The 20,531-nt window shown below is 58.4% G+C and carries 17 protein-coding genes; 6 read left to right on the top strand and 11 right to left on the bottom strand.

What is annotated here, in order from left to right; genetic code table 11:
• Positions 1-16: 16 nt before the first annotated feature.
• Complete coding sequence (locus BLW66_RS08260) at positions 17-1,192, top strand: acetyl-CoA C-acyltransferase family protein (RefSeq protein ID WP_170833434.1); 1,176 nt, start codon at positions 17-19, stop codon at positions 1,190-1,192.
• Here BLW66_RS08260 and pbpC read toward each other — a convergent pair whose 3' ends face one another.
• Positions 1,193-3,220 carry a penicillin-binding protein 1C gene (pbpC, locus tag BLW66_RS08255; protein ID WP_089946644.1) on the bottom strand — a complete coding sequence of 676 codons (2,028 nt, stop codon included), beginning with the start codon at positions 3,218-3,220 and terminating at the stop codon, positions 1,193-1,195. It abuts the gene before it with no gap.
• The gene (locus BLW66_RS08250; RefSeq protein ID WP_089946643.1) at positions 3,217-8,652 is read right to left on the bottom strand and encodes an alpha-2-macroglobulin family protein; all 5,436 of its coding nucleotides are present in this window, start codon (positions 8,650-8,652) and stop codon (positions 3,217-3,219) included. Before BLW66_RS08250 ends, pbpC begins: the two co-directional genes overlap by 4 nt.
• Before the next feature lie 127 nt (positions 8,653-8,779).
• On the opposite strand from BLW66_RS08250, the gene BLW66_RS08245 reads away from it, so the two are divergent.
• Positions 8,780-10,891, top strand: a complete 2,112-nt coding sequence (locus tag BLW66_RS08245; RefSeq protein WP_089946642.1) for an ATP-binding protein — start codon at positions 8,780-8,782, stop codon at positions 10,889-10,891.
• 3 nt (positions 10,892-10,894) lie between these two features.
• Here BLW66_RS08245 and BLW66_RS08240 read toward each other — a convergent pair whose 3' ends face one another.
• Positions 10,895-11,887 (bottom strand): asparaginase, encoded by a 993-nt coding sequence (locus tag BLW66_RS08240; RefSeq protein WP_089946641.1) that lies wholly within the window; start codon positions 11,885-11,887, stop codon positions 10,895-10,897.
• A 167-nt stretch (positions 11,888-12,054) separates the two neighbouring features.
• Here BLW66_RS08240 and BLW66_RS08235 point away from each other — a divergent pair, with 167 nt between their 5' ends.
• The 3 genes from BLW66_RS08235 to rlmN all read left to right on the top strand — a co-directional run bounded on the left by BLW66_RS08235 (position 12,055) and on the right by rlmN (position 14,531).
• Positions 12,055-12,585, top strand: a complete 531-nt coding sequence (locus BLW66_RS08235; protein WP_170833433.1) for an invasion associated locus B family protein — start codon at positions 12,055-12,057, stop codon at positions 12,583-12,585.
• Between the two features lie 95 nt (positions 12,586-12,680).
• The gene (locus BLW66_RS08230; RefSeq protein ID WP_089946640.1) at positions 12,681-13,295 is read left to right on the top strand and encodes a Hint domain-containing protein; all 615 of its coding nucleotides are present in this window, start codon (positions 12,681-12,683) and stop codon (positions 13,293-13,295) included.
• A gap of 42 nt (positions 13,296-13,337) precedes the next feature.
• Entirely contained in the window at positions 13,338-14,531 is a 1,194-nt protein-coding gene (rlmN, locus tag BLW66_RS08225; RefSeq protein ID WP_089946639.1) for a dual-specificity RNA methyltransferase RlmN, read from the top strand.
• 72 nt (positions 14,532-14,603) lie between these two features.
• Here the strand turns inward: rlmN and BLW66_RS08220 are convergent, their stop codons facing one another.
• Entirely contained in the window at positions 14,604-14,783 is a 180-nt protein-coding gene (locus tag BLW66_RS08220; RefSeq protein WP_089946638.1) for a hypothetical protein, read from the bottom strand.
• A 156-nt stretch (positions 14,784-14,939) separates the two neighbouring features.
• Positions 14,940-15,542, bottom strand: coding sequence for a L,D-transpeptidase (locus BLW66_RS08215; protein ID WP_089946637.1), 603 nt, complete (start codon positions 15,540-15,542; stop codon positions 14,940-14,942).
• A 158-nt stretch (positions 15,543-15,700) separates the two neighbouring features.
• Between BLW66_RS08215 and dalA the strand changes: the two genes are divergently transcribed.
• Complete coding sequence (gene dalA / locus BLW66_RS08210) at positions 15,701-16,210, top strand: divisome-associated lipoprotein DalA (protein ID WP_089946636.1); 510 nt, start codon at positions 15,701-15,703, stop codon at positions 16,208-16,210.
• Positions 16,211-16,220: 10 nt separating this feature from the next.
• On the opposite strand, the gene BLW66_RS08205 is transcribed toward dalA, so the two are convergent.
• From BLW66_RS08205 to BLW66_RS08180, 6 genes are all read right to left on the bottom strand, one after another.
• Positions 16,221-16,616: a L,D-transpeptidase family protein gene (locus BLW66_RS08205; RefSeq protein ID WP_342027817.1), complete on the bottom strand. Its 396-nt coding sequence runs from the start codon at positions 16,614-16,616 to the stop codon at positions 16,221-16,223.
• 172 nt (positions 16,617-16,788) lie between these two features.
• Positions 16,789-17,658 (bottom strand): SDR family oxidoreductase, encoded by an 870-nt coding sequence (locus tag BLW66_RS08200; RefSeq protein ID WP_089946635.1) that lies wholly within the window; start codon positions 17,656-17,658, stop codon positions 16,789-16,791.
• Positions 17,658-18,632, bottom strand: coding sequence for a tRNA epoxyqueuosine(34) reductase QueG (gene queG, locus BLW66_RS08195; protein WP_244508599.1), 975 nt, complete (start codon positions 18,630-18,632; stop codon positions 17,658-17,660). Before queG ends, BLW66_RS08200 begins: the two co-directional genes overlap by 1 nt.
• A gap of 50 nt (positions 18,633-18,682) precedes the next feature.
• Positions 18,683-19,348, bottom strand: coding sequence for an FtsZ-binding protein FzlA (fzlA, locus tag BLW66_RS08190; protein ID WP_089946633.1), 666 nt, complete (start codon positions 19,346-19,348; stop codon positions 18,683-18,685).
• A gap of 57 nt (positions 19,349-19,405) precedes the next feature.
• Entirely contained in the window at positions 19,406-20,164 is a 759-nt protein-coding gene (mtgA, locus tag BLW66_RS08185) for a monofunctional biosynthetic peptidoglycan transglycosylase (RefSeq protein WP_089946632.1), read from the bottom strand.
• 53 nt (positions 20,165-20,217) lie between these two features.
• The gene (locus tag BLW66_RS08180) at positions 20,218-20,487 is read right to left on the bottom strand and encodes an I78 family peptidase inhibitor (RefSeq protein WP_089946631.1); all 270 of its coding nucleotides are present in this window, start codon (positions 20,485-20,487) and stop codon (positions 20,218-20,220) included.
• Positions 20,488-20,531: the final 44 nt, after the last annotated feature.

Genomic DNA, 20,531 nt, shown 5'->3' with positions numbered 1-20,531 from the left:
TTACGGGAGACCTATAATGTCTGAAATCATGATCCTAAGCGGCGCGCGCACCGCCATCGGCACCTTTGGCGGCGCACTTGCAGGGACGCCACCCATCGACCTAGGCGCTGCGGTGTCCAAAGCCGCGATGGAACGCGCAGGCGTGGACCCCGCGCAGATCGGGCACGTCGCATTTGGTCACGTCATCAACACCGAACCGCGCGACATGTATCTGTCGCGCGCGGCCGCTATGCAGGCGGGCATCCCTGACACAGTGCCGGCGATGAACGTGAACCGTCTTTGTGGCTCTGGCGTTCAGGCGATTGTATCGATCATCCAATCCCTGATGCTGGGCGACGCCGAGTTCGGCCTTGCGGGCGGCGCAGAGAACATGAGCCGCGCCCCCTACATCATGCCCCAAACCCGCTGGGGCCAGAAAATGGGCGATGCCCAAGCCCAAGACATGATGCTCGGCGCGTTAAACTGCCCGTTCGGAACGGGCCACATGGGCATCACTGCTGAGAACGTCGCATCGGAGCATGGCATCACCCGCGAGGCGCAAGACGCCTTTGCCTTGGAAAGTCAAACCAGAGCCGCCCGCGCGATCGAGGCGGGATATTTCAAGGACCAGATCGTCCCTGTCGAGGTCCGCGTGAAACGCGACATGGTGGCCTTCGATACGGATGAGCACCCCAAAGCGACCTCGTTAGACGTGCTGTCCGGCTTGCGCGCCGTGTTCCAAAAAGACGGCACCGTGACGGCTGGCAATGCGTCAGGCATCAACGACGGGGCGGGCGCACTCGTTCTTGCGACGGAGGCCGCCGCCAAAGCATCGGGCCTAACGCCCCGCGCACGCATCATCGGCTACGCCCACGCGGGCGTGCGCCCAGAGGTCATGGGGATCGGTCCTGTGCCCGCCGTGCAAAACCTGCTGAAAAAGACCGGCCTCAAGGCCAGCGACTTTGATGTAATCGAATCCAACGAGGCTTTCGCCGCGCAAGCGCTAGCGGTCAGCCAAGAACTGGGTTTTGATCCCGACCAAGTAAATCCGAACGGTGGTGCCATTGCCTTGGGCCATCCCGTCGGTGCAACAGGTGCGATCATCACCGTGAAGGCACTGCATGAGCTGGAACGCATTGGCGGTTCCAAGGCGCTGATCACAATGTGTATTGGCGGCGGTCAGGGTGTCGCATTGGCGATTGAGCGGGTCTGATCACTCAGCAAAGATAGTGGTGCCCGCGGCGCGTCCGTGGGCATCAATCACCCGCACCTGCACATAGCCTCGCCCAGCGGGCGTCAGGTCAGCTTGGCGTGTCCAGCTGTTTGTCAGCACCGGCGCACCGTCTTGCAGCCATGTAAACGGTGCCACCCCATCCCGAATTTGCACCGTCACAGCGCCACCGCGCAGCGCAACGCGCGCACCGTTCGGCGGGAAGGCCACTTTGGGATGATCTTGCGCAACACCGCGACGCTCCGTGCGACTTGTGAACCGCTGCAAAGGCAAGGGCAGCGCCGCGTTGCCGACCAAAAGCGCATCGCGCGGAGGTGCTGCCAAGGGATTGCTTTGACCCGCCACGCGGTCAAAAGCTTGGAAAAGCAAAGGCGCCGCCAACTCCCCGCCGAACGCGCCAGGAACCGGCGTTCCATCCGCCCGCCCCATCCAGACGCCAATCACATAGCGCCCATCGTAGCCAATCGCCCATGCATCGCGATGCCCGTAGGACGTGCCCGTCTTGAATGCGATGTCTTTTCCAGACGCTAGGTTCGGCCGCGGCACGCCCTTCAAGATATCGCCCAGATACCAGCTAGCCTTTTTACTGATCACCGGTGGCAGCGGCACAATTTCCGCCTGCGTCACTGCAAGCCGCTTGGGCGCATCTGGCTGGGCGATGGCTGCATATATCTGAACGAGTTCCGCCAAGCTCAACCCCAACCCGCCCAGCGCGATGGCCAATCCGGCTTTGTCGCCCGCAAGCTGCGGCGACAGCCCTGCCTGCCTGAGCTTCGCAATCAAGTTGGCGGGACCGAGACGGTCCAAGACACTCACCACTGGCAAATTCAAAGAGAGTTGCAGCGCCTCGCGCACGCGGATGTCGCCACGAAACTCACCATCAAAGTTTTGCGGTGCGTAGGAGCCGAATTGCAGAGGCCGGTCCGATATCAGCGTTTCAGGGTGGATTAGAGCCTGATCAAACCCCATCCCGTAGATCAATGGCTTTAACGTGGAACCGGGGGAGCGCCGCGCCTGCGTCATATCAATGAACCCGCCGCGCCGGTCATTGGCGTAATTCGCCGAGCCAACGGAGGAGAGGATTTCGCCTGATCCGTGATCGGCCACAACAATGGCCACCGACAGGTGCCGCCCTCCATCCGCCACAGCTTTAGCCGCAAGTTGCTCCATCGCGGTTTGCAACTCGGCGTCTAAGGTCGTGCGGATCAACTGCCCGCCCCCTGTGCTGTGCAAACGGTCGGCGGCGTGGGGGGCCAGCGCCTTGAAGTCGCGGCGCGTCGCGGCCAACCTTTGGCCGATAACCGTTTCCGCAGGCAACGCGCCTGAAGCAACCAACCGTTCCAAAACCCTGTCGCGAGCCTGCGCCGCACGCTTGGGAAACCTATCGGGCCTGCGGGCTTCGGGGGACTGTGGTAGCGCTATGAGCAACGCAATCTGCGACGGCGTTAGACGATGAGGTTCCTTTTGGTAATAGGCCAGACTTGCCGCTCTCAACCCTTCCAAATTCCCCCCATACGGCGCACGCGCGAGGTAGAGAGAGAGGATTTGATCCTTGCTCAATTGCCGTTCCAACGCGGTGGCGAGACGGATTTGGCGCAGCTTTCCAGCCCAAGATCCGGTGCCGCTTTCCTCCAACAGCCGCGCGACCTGCATCGTCAATGTCGATCCACCGGACACCACGTGGCCATTCCACGCGGCTTGTGCGACCGCCCGAAGCATCGCCAGCACGTCAACGCCCTTGTGGCGATAGAATCGCTTGTCCTCGAACCGGATCAGGAGCCGCAAAAACTCTGGATCAACGTCAGCGATAGAGGTCGTCAGCCGCCAACGGTCGTCTGAGGTTTGAAACGACCGCAGCAACGCGCCGTTACGATCAACGACTTCCACACCGGTCTCTATCGTCAAAGCAGGAAGCGTCGTGCGGTCTATCCAGTCATCAAAACCGTCGCGCCCGAGCGCACCGACCCACAGCGCGACGGTCGCAACCCCAAGGGCGCGCGCTAGGTTCACTGTGCCGCAACCTCCACTCGGCCTTCATCTGTCCGCGCACGGTAGAAGGGGCGGTACATGTCTTCCACACTTGCCGCTGGATGATGGTACTCGCCCGGCGCGACAGCGCGCAGGATGTAGGCCAGCTGGAATTCCTTTGTGCCGTAGTGGTCCACTGCCGCCAAAAAGCGGTCATCGCGAAACTCGGAGTTGCGAACGTTTGCGTCGGTATCCAGCCAAGGCAACGCCTTGACGTCACCACTGCGCAGCAAGTTGGGATTGTCGATCTCGAACCCAGCAGGCAGCGGGTCACTAACCATCAAACGCGCCTCACCTGTCGCAAGGGGGATGACCGTCAGAACCGCGACCAAAGGCGTGCCGGACGTCACGCGACGAGCGTCGACGGGATTGCCGTCCAGATCGTAGTAGTCACGTTTGATGCGGTACCCGTTGCCACCCGCTGCTACAGGCTCATCCGACACACCGAACGCAGTCAGCGTCACGGTGGTTTCCTCACCAGATGCGTTGGAGATTTCGACAGGCTCGCCGGCCTCCTCATCCAGCACCTTTACCAAGGGGCCGGAGACGCTTTCGCCATTCAAAGACAGGCCTGACATCGGGCGGTCCAGCAAGGCGTTCGCCGCAAGCAACGTCCACACGGATTCTTGCGTGGAACGTCCGACGACCTCCCCTATGGACGGCGCAATTCTAGCGCTTAGTTGCGATATGTTCATCACTGATGAGCCAGCCTCCACGGCAAGCGTCAGAACCGCAGCCGTATCCCGCAGGTCGGTGCCATAATCATCACGCCAGACTTGCGCGTCATCGGGTGCCTTATCCAGCAAGGTTGCGGCGCGGCGGAACATGGCGTCGGCACGCGTTGGATCACCGTAGGATGCAAGGGCCGCACCAAGCTGCGCCACCGCCAATGCGGTCGCAAAATTATTCGCTTTCGTATCAGCGTAATACCGAAGATCGCCGATAGACGCCGCGCCCTCGCGCGCCAGAACCAGCATCGCATAAGCCAGTCCTTCGCCGCCATTCTCGAAGTCAGACGCGCTGTTCACCTGATTGCGCAGGTTGTTGATGGCCTGCCTAAAGGCAATATCGGGAACGTCGTGCCCTGTCGCCTTGGCGCGGCTCAAGAAGTCTGTGACATAGGCATCAAGCCACAAGTCGCCACGATCCGGCCGCCATAAGCCGAAGGCACCGTTTGACGCCTGATTGGTCAAAACCAGAGAGATCGACTGGCTAATCCGCTCCGCGATACCATCGCGATTTTCCAGCCCCATCGCGCTAGCGACTTGGTCCAGATAAAGCAGCGGCAGCGCTTTGGACGTCACCTGTTCGGTGCAGCCGTAAGGATATTTGTCCAGCGCATTCAGCAGCCCCGGAACATCGAATTGTGCCAACGGACCAGCCGCCAACGTGACCGAAGCGGAGCCTTTCACGAAACCCGCGAACGCGTTCTGATCCAGAGTGAACGTGCCGCCAGACGCCAGTGCGAATTGGCTGCGCCGTTGGATAACGGGGTCGTTGCGCCGCACATCGATGCGGTGGGACTGGGACAGCCTTCGCCCGTCCGGCAGTGTCAGCACCACATCGACCGCCACCGCATCTGCGCCGGTGACTACAAACGGCACTGTGAGCCGTGTGGTGCCTTGTTCAGTAACGGACACCGACGTCGGAACCTGCCTCACAAGCCGCGCGCCCAAGGCCGTTACCGACAATGGCATGTCACCCGTCGGCCCATCTGCGTGAACAATTTCCAACATCAGCTGGCTGCTGTCATTTGGAGCCATGAAGCGGGGGAGTGTCGCGCTCACAACGACGGGGTCGCGCACGAGAACCTCTGCATCGGCCTCCCCGACGCCGTCCTCCGACCAAACGACCGCCATGAGGCGGACAGACCCATTGAACGCAGGCAACTCAAAGTTGGTTTCCACCACCCCATCGGCACCCACTTGAAGTGGGCCCGCGACATAGGCGACAAGGTCTTCAGTCGGTGGCTTGGACTGCGCACGCAGTTGCGCGCCCGCATCCCCGCCGGAGCGCACCGTGCCCAAGGCCCCTGATGTGCCGTCAATCAAACGCCCGTAGACATCGCGAATTGCCATGCCAAGTTTGCGCTGCCCGAAGTAGTGCTCTGATGCCTGTGGCGGCGTGAAGCCCGTCAGGTTCAAGATGCCCTGATCAACAGCCGCAATCATCGCGTAGGTGTCCCCCTTCACGTTGTCCACGATAAGACGTGCGTTCAAAGGACCGCGTGGCGCAGCCTCCCCGACGGTATCGAACCGTGCGGAAAGTTTGCCGTCTTCGGGTTCCACTGCCGCATGGGACAGCCCCAAAGCCCGTGTAGGGTTTTGACCAGCCGCCACATCCATCGGGCGAAGAACCGACGCGGACACGTAGGCACCGCTGCCCCACTCGTCCGTCACGGGTAGGGTAATCAGGTTCTCACCTTCCGTGACTTCAACAGCTTTCATATCAACCAAGCGGTTTGACATTACCGTCACTAAAGCCGTGCCGGCGTAGCGTGACACAACGCGCAGCGTTGCTGTGTCGCCAGCGGAATAGAGCTCCTTATCCAAAGAGGCTTCTAGGAGGTCGGGCGTTTGGGCCGCATTGGCGCTGGCGTACCATCCGGCGTTGAAGCTCATGGAGGTCGCCACATATGGCCCGTCAGTGCGCTCCACCTTGATTTCGTACTCACCCCATTTGACGGGCGCGCTGATCTGCAAAGGTGCACCCGCCGTTAATGTGGCGTCGCCGCTCGCGATCTGGCTGCGGCTTGTCACAGGATCCCAGTACCAGTTGCCGTAGTTGGAGTACCACTGGTACTCCGTCCGGACGCGGTTGATGGTCCAGCGGACTTGCATGTCCTGCGTCTGCAAATCGGGTGCCAAGGCCACGACCCTGAAACTGGCTTCGCTATTTTCCGATAACACGCCGTCAAAGTCCGGCTTCACCCCGATCAAAGGCTTATCAAGTGATAATGCACGGGTGATCCGGCGTTCAATGGGGCGGTTCGATCCTTCGCGCACGCGCGCGATGATCTGCGCCTCTAAGGGTTGCATGACCTCCGCCAACTCCGGCACCTCCAGCGTGGCATTTGCCAGCCCGTTTGTGTCTGTGCGCACGCCTGATCCGAAACCACTGCGGGTCGTGCGAAATGGCGCATCGTGTCGCCCGAAGCGGTACCCCGCGAACCCGTCGAGCGACGTCGCGGCGCGCAGGATCATGTCGCCCTCTACCGCCAAATCAGCGCCCGGCGCGCCAAACAAATACCGTGCCTCAATGCCAAGCGTGGCGGCAGCACCCGCCGTGGCGATAGGTCCATCCGGTAGGCTCAGCGTTGCGTCGATCCGCTCCGGCAAAAAGTCCTCCACCAGCAGGTTTTGCGTCGACAGCGCTGGCGCGTCGGGGTCGGCATAAATCGCAAGCGTCCACGTCCCGCGCGGCACTTCCGTGCCCAGTGGCAAAGCGAACATCCGCCCGCCAGCGCCCACGTCTGCCTGTGTCACCCGCGCATATTCCACGCCGTCGGGACGGGTAAGAACAGCCGTCAGCGACAGGTCATCAATGGCCTTGGCGGTACCGTCACGTGCCAAGGCTAGCGCGTTGACCACCTCTCCCGCACGGTAAGCGCCACGTTCGGTCGTCACGAACAGATCAACCGGCTTGGCCGCAGGGCGTCCTTCGACGCCACGGTCTGACAGGTCAAATTCAGGATCGCGCAATGACAGGAACGCGAAGTCGTCGCCTTGCTGGACCGTCAGCAGGCCCGGCGCGGCGGCGCCGACGCCGCGCACCAAACCCGGATCAAATCGCGCGTAACCCTGCGCATCTGTCTCGATTGTGTCCAACACCTCGTTTGCGCGGGAGATCAAAGACACCGACACCCCCGACTTGGGCGCCACGTCCGACAGCCCGCGCACGAAAACATGCATGCCGTCGACGCCTTCCATGCTGGTCAGCCCAAGGTCGCTGATGACAAACCATTGAGTGGCCCCAGCAGACCTATCCGAAGACGGCCCAGGCACCGAGGCCTGCAAGGCATAGACGCCCGGTTTCATCTGCCCCACAATGTCGGACATCGGCAGGCGGGTTGTGATGTCTTTGTTAAGCTCGGACTGGACGTCGCCAGACCCTTTCCAAACCTCGACCCCCATGGAGCGCGAAAACTCCTGCTCCCCATAATAGCTGAGCGGCTTGGCGAAGAAGTCGCTTTGCATTGTGCGCAGGATGTTGCGGTCGGACACTTTGTAGAGCGTCAAATCAACCTTATCCGCGTTCACCGCGACAACCGGCAGGGCGGCATCCCCGCTGCTTGGCAGAATGTAGGACCGTCCTGGAAAGCGAACGGACGGCGTGCGGTCCCGCACGTATTGGGTGATTTCAACCGGCTTTTGCAGCACCTCGCCGGACGCCGCGGGCAACCCTTGGCGAAGCGTGATGCGGTAGCGTTCCCCGTGGGTCAGACCCGCAACGCACAGCTGTCGGTCTTGGGCTTCAACGCTGGCACCTTCGATTTGGGACTGCACGAACGGCGCGTAATCCACGGTTTTCGATAGGTCTTCGGAAAAGGCGACGCAGATACGCGGCTCCTTCGCATCGCTTTCAACCTGCGTGTCGGCGACATTGAAGCCAAACAACTTTACCACACGGTCCAAGGCGTCTTGTGTGTCGGTTCTGGGCTGCAGGGATTGCGCAAGCCGCAGGGGTGCGATGGCGTCACGGCCACGGTTGTTCCGCTCCATGGCACGGGAAACGAGTGTCAGCGCATTTACGGACATCGCTGCATTCGGAGCACGCAGGTAGGCATTGATCGACGCGGACAGATAGCGGCGGTTGTAATCGCGCCGCTTCTTGCTGTTCGCCTTTGCCGCAGCCGCCGCATCGCGCGCGAACTGCTCCCACAGGTCGGAGCGATCATCGACCGTCAAGGCCGCCCCCATAAACCGCATAGCAACTTCGGGCTTTCCCTCGTTACGTGCGTTGCGGGCCGCGTCCACGAATTGGTCTACAGTGAAGGCGTTGGCGGCGAAACGGCTCGTCATCGTCGCGGCTTGCGTATAGGCCGCCTCCACATCGCGCTTCTCCAAGAATGGCGCCTGCGCGTTCTGCGACTTTGCAAGTTGCAGCTCATTGGTCGTCGCAGTGCTCACTTTAACGGAAATAGCCCCCTCAAAAGGTTCGCTCTGGGTGATGCTGGATTTGGGGAAGCACGCCTTCGACTTCGTGTTGAAGGTAAACGCTTGGCAGGCGGGGTCCGTCAGACACGCGCGTGTGCAGGCTTTGAAGTTAGTATCGAAGATATTCGCGAGGTCGCTGCCATAAAAATCAACATCATTCGACAACGTCATGCGCCGTTCAGGGATCAAACCGTCAGCCAGCGCCAGTGTTGTTGTCACTGCAAAAATCAGGCCTGCCGACACAATGCGAAAAATCATAACAACCTCTTAATCTAAAATCGTCGCAAGGCTCGCACAGGGTCGCTGAGTCGCGCAAGCCAATCACGTTAAGCGGGTTTTCACCAAGTTCCGCAAATCTGTGGGCAGGACAGCAGGTGGCGATTCGATGGCAGCGGAACATTCCTTGGCGGAACAAGACATCAGGCAAGAACGCCGCGCGCGCTTATCTGCGGAGCGGCTGCTGGAGCAAAAGCAAGCCGAATTGACCGCTGCCAACAGGAAGCTCTCTGCCCATGCGTTGGACCTAAGCGGTCAGATTGTGACCCAGCGCCGTGTGGTTAAAGAACTGGAGGGCCAGAACACCCGCGTCGAGAAGGATTTACAGGCGGCAAATCACAAGGTCGTCGCGGTGGAACGGCTGTTATGGGACGCGATTGATACCATCCACGACGGCTTCGCGCTGTTCGACGCCAACCTGAAGTTGATCGCAGCCAACCCCCCATATCTGGCCGCCTTTGAGGGGGCAGGAAGCGTCGGCCCCGGCAGCTTTTATGGCGATATCATCGACCTGTGCATCGACGAGGGGATCGTGGATTTGAACGGACAAGATCCAGACGAATGGCACGCGATGATGCTCTCGCGGTGGTCGCCCATGCAGATAGAGCCCCTGACCCTTCGCTTCTGGAATGGAATCTACGTTAAGATGATGGACCGGCGCACCTCCGACGGCGGGGTGGTTTCGATGGTTCTCAACATCACCGATAACGTCCTAAGGGAGGGCGAATTGCGTGATGCCCGCGATAAAGCACAGGCTGCGGATCGCGCCAAATCAGCGTTCTTGGCAAAAATGAGCCACGAGCTGCGCACCCCGATGAACGGTGTCGTCGGCATGGCGGAGCTTCTGATGGAAAACGGGCTTGATGAGGAAAGCACCCTCTATGCGCAAACCATCCACAGTTCCGGCGAGGCATTACTGGAGATCATCAACGACGTGCTCGATTTCTCCAAGATCGAGGCGGAGAAAATTCAGCTGAAGCCACTGCCGTTCGATCTGGAACTTTTGGTCCAAGATGTAGGGCGGATCGTGCAGCCAACTGTTCAGCAAAAGGGGCTCGATTTCCAGATCGACTACGATCAGTACCTGCCATCAGACTACATCGGCGACGCGGGTCGCATCCGCCAAATTCTGACCAACCTTGTGGGTAATGCAGTGAAGTTCACCGATTCCGGTCACGTGATGGTGCGGGTGGTCGGCATTGTGGATGACGAAGCCCAACAGTGCCAACTGCATTTTACGGTCGAAGACAGCGGACTTGGCGTGGAGGCGTCAATGGTCGACCACATCTTTGGTGAATTTAACCAGATCGAAGACGAGGCGAACCGGAAATACGAGGGTACCGGACTGGGGCTGTCTATCAGCCGTAAACTCGTTGAGTTGATGGGCGGCGAGGTGTGGATCAACAGCGTTAAGGGCGAAGGCGCATGTTTCGGCTTCCAGATCACCCTGTCCGTCGTCTCCCCCGCACAATCCGCACCCGCGATGATCCCCCGCAATTTCAAGACCGCAATTGTTATTGAACCAAACCCGATGGACTTGGACATCCTAACCCGACAGATGACCCTATTGGGGCTAGAATTCACCATCCTTCCAAATGCCGCCACCCCGCGGAGGCTCCTGACACCAGACATCATATTCGTCAGCCACACAGCAAACAGCGTAGCAGATGTTGAGACTATGCAGGCGCAGTTTCCAGGCGTGCCCGTGGTAGCGATGCTAGTCACCGCTGATCCATTGCAAGTGCCCGATGGCGTGGCGACGTTGCGCAAACCGTTTCGTCGTGAGGACCTGTTCAACTGTATTCAGGCCGCGCCAAAGCCAGCCGCCCGCCCGCTGCAAATTTTGGCCGCAGAAGACAACAAAACCAACCAGCTTGTCTTTCGCAAGATGCTGAAGGACCTAAGCGTTGACCTGACGCTGGTTCAAAACGGTGTGGAGGCCGTGGACGCATTCAAAGCAGGCGAATTCGATCTGGTATTCATGGATATCTCCATGCCGGAGATGGACGGCATGGAAGCCAGCCGGATCATTCGCCAGTGTGAACAGGATCGTGGCACGCCCCCCGTGCCGATCATCGCGATGACAGCCCATGCAATGGGCGGCGACGAGGAACGCATAAAAGAGGCGGGTCTAAGCCACTACCTAACCAAACCTCTAAAGAAGGATAAAATCCACGATCTGATTAGAGAGCTAACATCCGATGCGACCGCTACAAACTGACGTTTAGATAAACGCGGGGCTGATGCGGATATGGCCCGTGTTTAAACCGTTCCAGTTCAGGATCGGGCCGTGCATCCGCTTTCGCGCCATCGGGTGGTTGGCGTCCAGCACGCCGTATTTCACCAAAAGCGCCGCGATTGCGGCTTCGGCGGCGCGGGTGCCGCCATCCACAATTTTAAGCGCCATGCCCAAGCCTTGCTCCGGCAGGATCGCCACGAACACGGCTTCCGCACCGGTCTTAATCGCAACTTTTCCGTCCATCGCGCGCATCAATTCAGTGCAAGCGCGCCCCTCGCCCGCGACCAAGTCGGGATGTGCCCGCATGGCGTCTACCAAACGCGTCGCGGCCTGCGCACGCACACCTGTGCCCGATGGCTTAGCCATACGTGCCATTGCCCGCGCCAGCCCCGTCACAGAGGTCGAGAAATTCGGGGCGGAGCACCCGTCGATGCCGTAGAATTCCGCTGTCTCACCCGTCATCTCCTCAAAAGATGCGCGCGCCGCGCGTTGCACGGGATGATCGACCTCCCCGTATTCGGAACCCGTCCCGAGGTGCTTGTTCAGCGTCAGAAAACCGGAGTGTTTGCCAGAGCAGTTGTTGTGAATTTGGCAAGGTTCCTTGCCAGCCCGCACCAGTGCTTCATGAGCGTCTTTATCGGATGGTTTTTGCGGACCACACCGAAAATCGGAAACCGACAACCCCAGATCGTTGAGCCAAACCTGCACACGGTCTGTGTGGATCGCGGCGCCCTGATGGGATGCGCAAGACAGCGCCAGATGCTCCGGCGTCAGCCCGTAGGCGTCGGCGGCCCCGCTTTCGATCAGCGGAAGGGCCTGTAACATCTTGCAAGACGACCTTGGGTAGATCACCTTTTCGTCATCACCCCAAGATTCGACCACTTGACCGTCCGCATCGCAGACCACCGCATGGCCCATATGTTGTGACTCAAGCAGGTCGCCCCGCCAGATTTCGACCATAGGGATGGGTTGTGTCATAGACGCCTCCTTCTAAAGCGAAAATCCGCCAATAAGCCTTTCCCAACACATGCATTGTGGGCTATCGTTTGGCAATCGAGATAATAACAGTGTGTCGGCACAAATTGAATCCGCCAAGGATCGTTCGGCACACAAGAGGCAGAAAAACAGCTGGAGCTGTGAGATACATGAAAAATATGCTGCAAAGCATGGCCCTAAGCACGGCCCTCGTACTGGCCACTGGCCCCCTTTCCGCGCAGGAACAGTCAACAAACCGCGTTGCGTCCAAAACGGACTGGAGCGTTTTTGTCGAAGATAACCCGACACAATGTTGGATCGTTTCTAGCCCCAAAGAAGTTGTGAACACCAAAGGTGGCCGCGTCGTTGCTGTGACCCGTGGCGACACCTTGATGTTCGTCAGCTACTGGCCTGGTGCCGGCAAGCTTGGCGAAGTCTCCTTCACCGGCGGCTACCCCTATCCGGATGGCGCCACAGTCAGCCTTGAGATTGGCGGCAGCACATTTGAGCTGTTCACCAGCAACGAAACGGCGTGGGCCCCGACCCCTGCCGACGACAACAAAATCATCTCTGCGATGAAGCGCGGCTCTAGCGCGGTTGTCACCGGCGTGTCGAAGCGCGGCACAACGACGAAAGACTCCTTCTCCCTGCTCGGCTTCACCGCCGCGCTAGAGGACGCATCGAAGCGCTGCGGCGGGTAGTTTAGACAAATTTTTCAAAGTTAAGGGGTCGGCTGCCAAGGCCTCTTAACTTTTCCACACTAAGACCGGGGTAACCGGCCAACAGGCAGCACCATATGACGACTCCCAACACCACCCCGATCCGCCTTCCCGCTTCCAAGAAGGTTACCGCCGTCCGGCTGTCACCCGCAGGGCTTAGCGTCGGCACACCTCTCATGACCAGTTCAGGCGAGCAGTTTGTGGAGGATTTGAAGGCAGGTGACCGCGTCCTAACCAAAGACCTTGGCATGCAAACCGTGAAATGCGTGGCATTCAGGGATGTTGACCTGATCGCGCAGGCTGCCAGATCCCCCATTCATATCCCTGCAGGAACCTTTGGCGGCGACCGCCCATGTGCCGATCTTTATCTTGCGCCCGATCAACGGATCGCGTTGCGCCACCAAATGTTCGACGTGCTTTTCTCCGCCCGGGAGGTGCTCGTTTCGGCCAAAGACCTGATCGGCATTGGCAACGTGCGCCAAGTCGAAGGGTTGCGCGCGGTGACTTATGTGTCGCTAGGCTTCCTGCAAAGCCATCTACTATATTGTGGGAACATGGCGGTTGATCTTGGCCCCACGGGACAGCCCGGTTCGCGCCCTGCCCTTTCCGCTGAGGAAGCACGTCTTGCGTGTGGCCTTGTGCGCCCCCAAGTCGTACCTGAACAGAACTCCTACGGTTTCCCTTTACACTGATTTAGTGTATTCGGCGGCCTTCCCGCTCTCAGTGAGGCTCCGATGTCAGCGACTGCTCCGATCACACAAGACCTAGTGACCATTCCCCGCAAACTGCCCGACAGTGCGCGGACCAACTTGATTGGGCTTACCCGCGATCAGCTGCGCAACGCTTTGATTGAAGCCGGGACACCCGAAAAGCAGTCTAAAATGCGGGCCGGTCAGGTCTGGCAATGGCTCTACCAAAAGGGCGTGCGCGACTTTGACAGCATGACAAACCTGTCGAAAGACTACCGTGCGCTGCTTGCCGGCAAGTTCGAAATTTCCCTGCCCGAGGTTGTGACCCGTCAGGTTAGCACAGACGGCACCCGCAAATATCTGGTGCGGATTGCGGGCGGTCACGAAGTAGAAGTCGTCTACATTCCCGAAGAAGATCGCGGCACGCTGTGTATCTCCAGCCAAGTCGGTTGCACGCTCACCTGCTCCTTCTGCCACACTGGGACACAAAAACTGGTACGTAATCTGACAGCTGGTGAGATTATTGGCCAAGTCATGTTGGCCCGCGACGACTTGGGCGAGTGGCCGGAACCAGGCCACAATCCAAACGACGAGGCCCGCCGCAAACTGTCCAACATCGTTTTGATGGGCATGGGGGAGCCGCTCTACAATTTCGAGAACGTGCGCGACGCGATGAAAATCGCGATGGACCCGGAGGGCATCAGCCTGTCACGCCGCCGCATCACACTTTCAACATCCGGCGTGGTTCCCGAGATCGCCCGGACCGCACAAGAAATTGGCTGTCTGCTGGCGGTTTCTTTCCACGCGACGACTGACGAAGTGCGCGACACCCTGGTGCCGATTAACAAGAAATGGAACATTGAGGAACTGCTGGGCGCGTTACGCGCATATCCAAAAGCGTCCAATAGCGAACGAATCACGTTCGAATATGTGATGCTGAAGGGCGTGAACGACACAGATGAAGATGCGCATCGACTGGTCGAACTGATCAAGGGCATTCCGGCAAAGATCAACCTGATCCCGTTCAACGAATGGCCCGGCGCCCCTTATGAGCGTTCATCGAATAACCGCATCCGCGCGTTTTCCGAGATCGTATATCAAGCCGGTTATGCATCACCTGTGCGCAAACCACGTGGCGAGGACATCATGGCCGCCTGCGGTCAATTGAAATCCGCGACGGAACGCGCCCGCAAGTCGCGCAAGCAGATCGAAAGCGAAGCCGGACTTCCTGACGCCTAGAAAAAGGCGCTAAACGTAGAAAAGGCGCCCGATTACTCGGACGCCTTTTCAAAAACTTGGTTTAGCGTGCGCTTAGGAAGAAGCAGCTGCAGCAGCCAGAACCAGGAACAGCAGTGGGATCAGAATGCCACCAGCCGAAGAAGAAGTCGTTGCTTCGATAATTGGCTCTTCGATGATCGGGTCAGACAAGCTGCCAGCGAAAGCAGAAGAAGCAGCAACAGTGAAAGCGGCGGCAAGTACGATTTTTTTCATCTCTATATATCCTTCCAAGACACGTCTGCTGAACCCAGACTATCCGGTCCATTCACAGACACCCAAGACAGTATCTCGTTACCTCCTATAACCAAGATTCTTCGCTCAACACAATGGGAGGATGAGGCAGGCCTGTGTCGAACCGACAAAATGTCGTCAAATAAGCAACACTTGAGTGCCCACTTTTGCCTTGGCGTAAACCTCGGCGATGTGCTCATTGAACAAGCCGATGCAGCCGTTCGAGGATTTGCGCCCGATTTTGCGCGTATCATGGGTCCCGTGGATCCGGTAATACGTCCACGTCAGGTAGAGCGCGTGCGTGCCAAGTGGATTGTCAGGTCCGGCGGGCACAAACGGCGGCCAGTCGGGGTTCCGCCTTAACATCGCCGGGGTTGGGCTCCATGTTGGGCCGTCAACTTTGCGGATGATGCTTGTCCGGCCGCGTCGGGTCAAATCCTCTGACTGAGGCACGGAAGACGGGTAAAGCTTGTATCCGCCATCTTCTGTCCACATGTGCAAAGCGCGGCTGTCGATATCGACCAAAATCGCGCCTTTCCTGAGATTGCTGAAGTAAGGCTGCCACTCTAGCGACCGAAAACTCGACACATTGCGGTTCACAACATCGGTCACATCGCGTTCAACCACATCGCTACTGGCGATGGACTGCGCAATCGCGGGCGAGGCCAAGCCGGTCGCCGCTGCCCCTGCGGAAAGAATAAAGTTGCGGCGATTTAGGCCGATCAATTTCGTATTGCTCACGGAACTACCCTCCTAAAGTAAATACACTCTATGTTAATATGGCGAGAATGCCTCAATCACAAATCAAACCATCTAGTGATCGGCCATTTTACACCACTGCGTTTGAACAGCCCTACGGATCGGTTTAAGGATTGTCAAAATTCTAAGGAATAATTGGCATGGCTAGACTACTCCTCATCCTAACTTCAGCGTTTCTGGCGCTGGCTGCATGTACCCCAATCGGCCCAACCGTCGGTCCGGACGGCAAACCATTGCCGCGCGTTTACCGCATCAAGGCGAACGACACGGCGAAAATTCAGTTCCGCGTACTCGATTCAGTGAACGCCCTGCGGGTTGCCGCTGGTCGTAACGCACTGGAATTGGACAGCAAGTTGACTGCTGCTGCGGCAACGCACTCGCGCGATATGTCGGTTCAAAACCGCCCTTGGCATTTTGGCTCTGACGGGTCGTCCCCGCTGGATCGCGTGGCACGCACTGGCTACGAAGGTCAGATGATCGGCGAAAACATCTCGGAGACTTACGAGAATGAAACCGAAACAGTTGCCGCGTGGATGGAGACCCCGCCGACGCGCGAGGTGATCCTGTCCCCACGCGCCAACAAGTTGGGCTTTTCTTGGTACCAAGAACCAAACGGCAAAATCTGGTGGACGATGGTAACGGGCAGCTAAGGCTGCCCGCTTACGGGAATATGTCGATGACTGTTCCGTCTTTTACCATCGCGTAAAGCTGGCGCATTTCGCGGTTCGTTACAGCGATACATCCCGCGGTCCAATCTGGGCCGCGTTTTCCTTTTTTGTTCGGCTGGCCGTGGATGAAAATATCACCACCCGGCGATTTGCCGTGAGACGCCGCGAAGGCCTTATCGGCCGCGTTCGGGTAGGAAATCCCCAATGACAGATAGAACGAACTATTCGGGTTGCGCTTATCAATGGTGTAGCGCCCTTCGGGTGTGCGACCGTCGCCTTCGAACTGCTTATGGCCCGTCGCGCCAAATCCCAACTCAACGTCGTAGGACTTCAGCAGGCGGTTTCCGTGGAACACACGCAGCAGCCGCTGGCTTTTGAAAATTTCCACTTTCGTGACCTCAGGGCCATTATAAGTCGCAAACTTCGACGAACAGGCCGAAAGAACAAGTACACAGGCCAGCAACAGGCCCCGCAAAACTACCAAACGCATCAAAGTTACCATCCCGTTTTTTTCCGGTTATAGCGCAAAAACTACGTGCCGAAATCCATTAAGTTGGTCGTCACACCGATGTGTTATCAGCCTCAAGCAGCGCATTTAGCCCGCTGCGGTAATCGGGGTAGAGCAAGCGGACGCCGAGTTCTGTTTTGATCAGGTCGTTTCTGACCCGTTTCGATTCCGCGTAAAAGCTTCGTGCCATAGGTGACATCCCCGCACTCTCGAACGGTACGGCCTCCGGCAATGGCAGGCCCAACAGCTTTGCCGCGTAACCGATCACATCTTGCGGTGGCGCGGCGTCGTCATCGCAAAGATTGTAGACCGCGCCCGCGTTTGGTTGGCGAATTGACGCCTCCAAAACTTGCGCAATATCGTCGACGTGAATGCGACTAAAAACCTGATTCTCTTTGATAATCCGACGCGCAGTTCCCTTTCTCACCTTCGAGAAAGGGCCACGACCGGGACCGTATATTCCTGCAAGCCGGAAGATGTGAAGCGGCAGGCCAGTCTCCGCCGCCAATTCGTGCCATCCCGCCTCTGCCTCCACCCTAAGCTGACCGCGTTTTGTGGAGGGCGATAGCGGCGTCGTCTCGTCGACCCAGCCGCCATTATGGTCGCCGTAAACACCAGTGGTGGACAGGTAACCGACCCATTCAAGTTGCCCCGCAACCTTTGCAATTTCATCGCGCAATGCGTGCAGTACTGGGTCGCCATCGTCATTAGGGCCCGCCGAAATCAGCACGTGCGTGGCCTTTGACAGGTGTTCGCCCATATCAAACCCCGGCCAGACGACAGATTGCACGCCTTCTGCTTGTAGCGCCTGTGCTTTGTCAGCGGACCTAGTGGTGCCAGTGACCGTCCAGCCTTTTTGCAGAAGCAACGGCGATAAGGCGCGGGCAGAATAACCGTGCCCGAAACTTAACAGATGCGGCATTAGGATAACCTTTCTACGGCCCAGCGGGCGGCGTCGGCGACGGCGACGTCCGGATCATTAAGATGCTGCTGCGCATGCGCGACAAGGGCAGGGTTGCCGGAGTTCCCGATCGCGTAAAGCACGTTTCGTATAAAACGATCACGCCCGATACGCTTGATGGGAGAACCTGAAAACTTCAGCCGGAATTCAGCGTCGTCTAGCCCCGCGAGGTCGGCTAACTTCGGGGCGCGCAATTCATCCCGTGCCGCATAGCGCATTTCTGTCGCGTCCTGCGCAAACTTGTTCCACGGGCACACGGCAAGGCAATCATCGCAGCCGTAGATGTGGTTGCCCATCCGTTCGCGCAAGTCTTCGGCAACAGGCCCCTTATGCTCGATCGTCAGATAGGAAATGCACCGGCGGGCATCCAGTTGGAACGGGGCAGGGAAGGCACTCGTCGGGCAAATATCCAAGCAAGCTGTGCAGCTACCGCAATTGTCAGTTTGGGCGATATCAGGGTCTAATTCTAGAGTTGTGAAAATCGCGCCAAGGAAAAACCAATTCCCCAGATCACGCGACAGAAGGTTCGTATGCTTGCCCTGCCAACCCAGTCCTGCGGCGGCAGCGAGAGGTTTTTCCATAACCGGAGCGGTGTCTACGAACACCTTTATCTCCACATCCTCCGCTTGCTCAATCAGCCAGCGACCAACGCGCTTGAGACGCTTTTTGACTAGATCATGGTAGTCTTTGTTCTGCGCGTAGACCGAGATCGCAGCGCTATCGCGATGCGTGAGTATCTCCAGCGGGTCCTGATCGGGGGTGTAGACCTCAGCAAGCATGATCACCGATCGCGCTTCGGGCCACAGTGCGGCAGGGTTGGCGCGCCACGTCATACGCTCCGCCATCCACCCCATCTGGCCGTGGCGCCCATCATCCACATATGCCTTCAGGCGCTCCGGTGCCTGCGGTATCGCATCGGGCCGACAAACACCCATTTTCGCAAAGCCTTCCGCAAGCGCCTGCGCTTGGAGCTTGTCTTTTAAGCTCAAAAATCGAGGTCCGCGTAATGCGGCGGCTGGATGAAACCCGGAACCTGATCCGCAAGAATGGACCGGAACGCTGGCCGCGATTTAATTTTGGCGTACCAGTCTTTAACGTTCGCGTTGCGGTTCCAATCAACGTCACGAATATAGTCTAAACAAGAGAAATGCGCAGCCGCGGTAAAGTCCGCGAGACTCAACTGATCACCGCCAAGCCAGCGGCGCTGGTCCAGCAACCAGCCCATATAGTCGATGTGATATTTGATCTTCTGCGCGCCCAACTTAACATTGCGGCTTTCAGGATACCCCTGACCCATAATCTTTTTGTTCACGCGCTCATACAGAAGCTTCGACGTCACTTCTTGGTGAAACTTGTCGTCAAACCAGAAAATCAGCCGCCGAACCTCTGCGCGGTCCTCGGGTTTCTTGGGCAGCAAGGCGGGCTCTGGAATCACTTCTTCCAGATACTCGCAGATCGCTTGGCTCTCGCTCAACGTTTGGCTGTCAATCTTCAGGATCGGCACCTTGCCAGCAGGATTGCGCTGCATGAAGTCGGTATTCTGTTCCCAGTAGCGTTCTTCAACCAGTTCAACCTCGACCTTTTTTTCGGCCAGGACGAGGCGCACCTTGCGACAGAAAGGGGAAAGGGGGGCGTGATAGAGGCGGTTCATCGCATTATCCATTGGGAGAGAACAGTTTGAATGTCATGGCAACCTTGCACGAATTTATCAACCTTCGAAACAGGCGTTGCGCCCGTCGGCACGGATCGTAGCCGCGCCAGCGGCAATAGATCGCGCACGTTTTTGGATATAAGCCGTCGGATTTTTCGCTGAACGTTGCTTCGGGTTCGGGAGTATCGCAGCGAGCAGGGAGGCTTGGCGCATGGTCAGATCCTTCGCGTCCACACCGAAATACCAAGGTGCCGCAGCGCCCACACCGAACACCCCTTCGTCAAATTCCGCGACGTTCATGTAAACCTCAAGCACACGCTTTTTGCTCCAAATCGCCTCGACAATCGGGGTGATCGCGGCCTCTAGCGCCTTTCGGGTCCAGTTCCGGCCATGCCACAAGAACACGTTCTTGACGGTTTGCTGCGATATTGTGGAGGCCCCCCGACCGCCACCGTCCTCCAGCGCATCACGGATCGCGGCCATGTCGAAGCCCCAGTGATTGCAGAAATTGGCATCCTCAGCGGCGACGATGGCGTTGGCCATATGCGGCGAAATGCTTTCGATATCACGCCATTCGCGGCGGGTTTCATCCAGCCGCCACGTCTCCGAGAAAATGTAGATCGTGGTCGGCGGATTCACGAAGGCATAGAGCGCCACGATCAGGACAGTAAACAGCAGCGCGACCATCAGCAGTCGCCAGCCCCAGCGCACCGCCAATATCGGCGCAACACCGATCCACCAGAAAATCGACCTTTTGGGCTGCGCCTTCGGTGCCGGTTTCGTCCGCTTACGCGGTTTCTTTGCTGCCTTTGCCATATCGTTGTTCTATCGCGATTGAGGACGTGGTCAAAGGCTTGTCACGCGCTGGGTTAACGGCAGGTCACGCTTGTGATCAGCTCGGAACGGTCGATGTCGATTGTGAGCCGGTCAGGACTGAAATCCATTGTGATCACATCGTCCGGACGCAGCACACGGGCGGTGCTTGGCAGATCAATGGTGTCGAGCACAGATGCCCGCTTTCCCAGCAGCTCATAGTAGTTCTCAGCGCCACAACGCGGCTCGCCGTCAAACTCGGCCGGATCAGTAAATTCGTCGCCGCACGCAGCCAGCAACACGAGGAGGGGGATAAGGAATCGCATTCCAGCGGTTTAGTGCCTCAGCGCTTGCAGGGCAAACCTTAGCC

It is taken from the genome of Litoreibacter albidus (assembly GCF_900107015.1).
In the GTDB taxonomy this organism is placed as follows: domain Bacteria; phylum Pseudomonadota; class Alphaproteobacteria; order Rhodobacterales; family Rhodobacteraceae; genus Litoreibacter; species Litoreibacter albidus.
The sequence above is the reverse complement of the archived record's forward strand: the minus strand, read 5'-3'. Positions and strand labels throughout refer to the sequence as shown.

Excerpts from the sequence above, each read along its gene's own strand:
- BLW66_RS08230 (WP_089946640.1), top strand. The coding sequence starts at position 12,681 with ATGACGACTCCCAACACCACCCCGATCCGCCTTCCCGCTTCCAAGAAG.
- BLW66_RS08200 (WP_089946635.1), bottom strand. The coding sequence starts at position 17,658 with ATGCCGCATCTGTTAAGTTTCGGGCACGGTTATTCTGCCCGCGCCTTA.
- dalA (WP_089946636.1), top strand. The coding sequence starts at position 15,701 with ATGGCTAGACTACTCCTCATCCTAACTTCAGCGTTTCTGGCGCTGGCT.
- BLW66_RS08245 (WP_089946642.1), top strand. The coding sequence starts at position 8,780 with ATGGCAGCGGAACATTCCTTGGCGGAACAAGACATCAGGCAAGAACGC.
- BLW66_RS08220 (WP_089946638.1), bottom strand. The coding sequence starts at position 14,783 with ATGAAAAAAATCGTACTTGCCGCCGCTTTCACTGTTGCTGCTTCTTCT.
- BLW66_RS08240 (WP_089946641.1), bottom strand. The coding sequence starts at position 11,887 with ATGACACAACCCATCCCTATGGTCGAAATCTGGCGGGGCGACCTGCTT.
- BLW66_RS08250 (WP_089946643.1), bottom strand. The coding sequence starts at position 8,652 with ATGATTTTTCGCATTGTGTCGGCAGGCCTGATTTTTGCAGTGACAACA.
- fzlA (WP_089946633.1), bottom strand. The coding sequence starts at position 19,348 with ATGAACCGCCTCTATCACGCCCCCCTTTCCCCTTTCTGTCGCAAGGTG.
- queG (WP_244508599.1), bottom strand. The coding sequence starts at position 18,632 with ATGGGTGTTTGTCGGCCCGATGCGATACCGCAGGCACCGGAGCGCCTG.
- mtgA (WP_089946632.1), bottom strand. The coding sequence starts at position 20,164 with ATGGCAAAGGCAGCAAAGAAACCGCGTAAGCGGACGAAACCGGCACCG.
- BLW66_RS08260 (WP_170833434.1), top strand. The coding sequence starts at position 17 with ATGTCTGAAATCATGATCCTAAGCGGCGCGCGCACCGCCATCGGCACC.
- rlmN (WP_089946639.1), top strand. The coding sequence starts at position 13,338 with ATGTCAGCGACTGCTCCGATCACACAAGACCTAGTGACCATTCCCCGC.
- BLW66_RS08235 (WP_170833433.1), top strand. The coding sequence starts at position 12,055 with ATGAAAAATATGCTGCAAAGCATGGCCCTAAGCACGGCCCTCGTACTG.
- BLW66_RS08180 (WP_089946631.1), bottom strand. The coding sequence starts at position 20,487 with ATGCGATTCCTTATCCCCCTCCTCGTGTTGCTGGCTGCGTGCGGCGAC.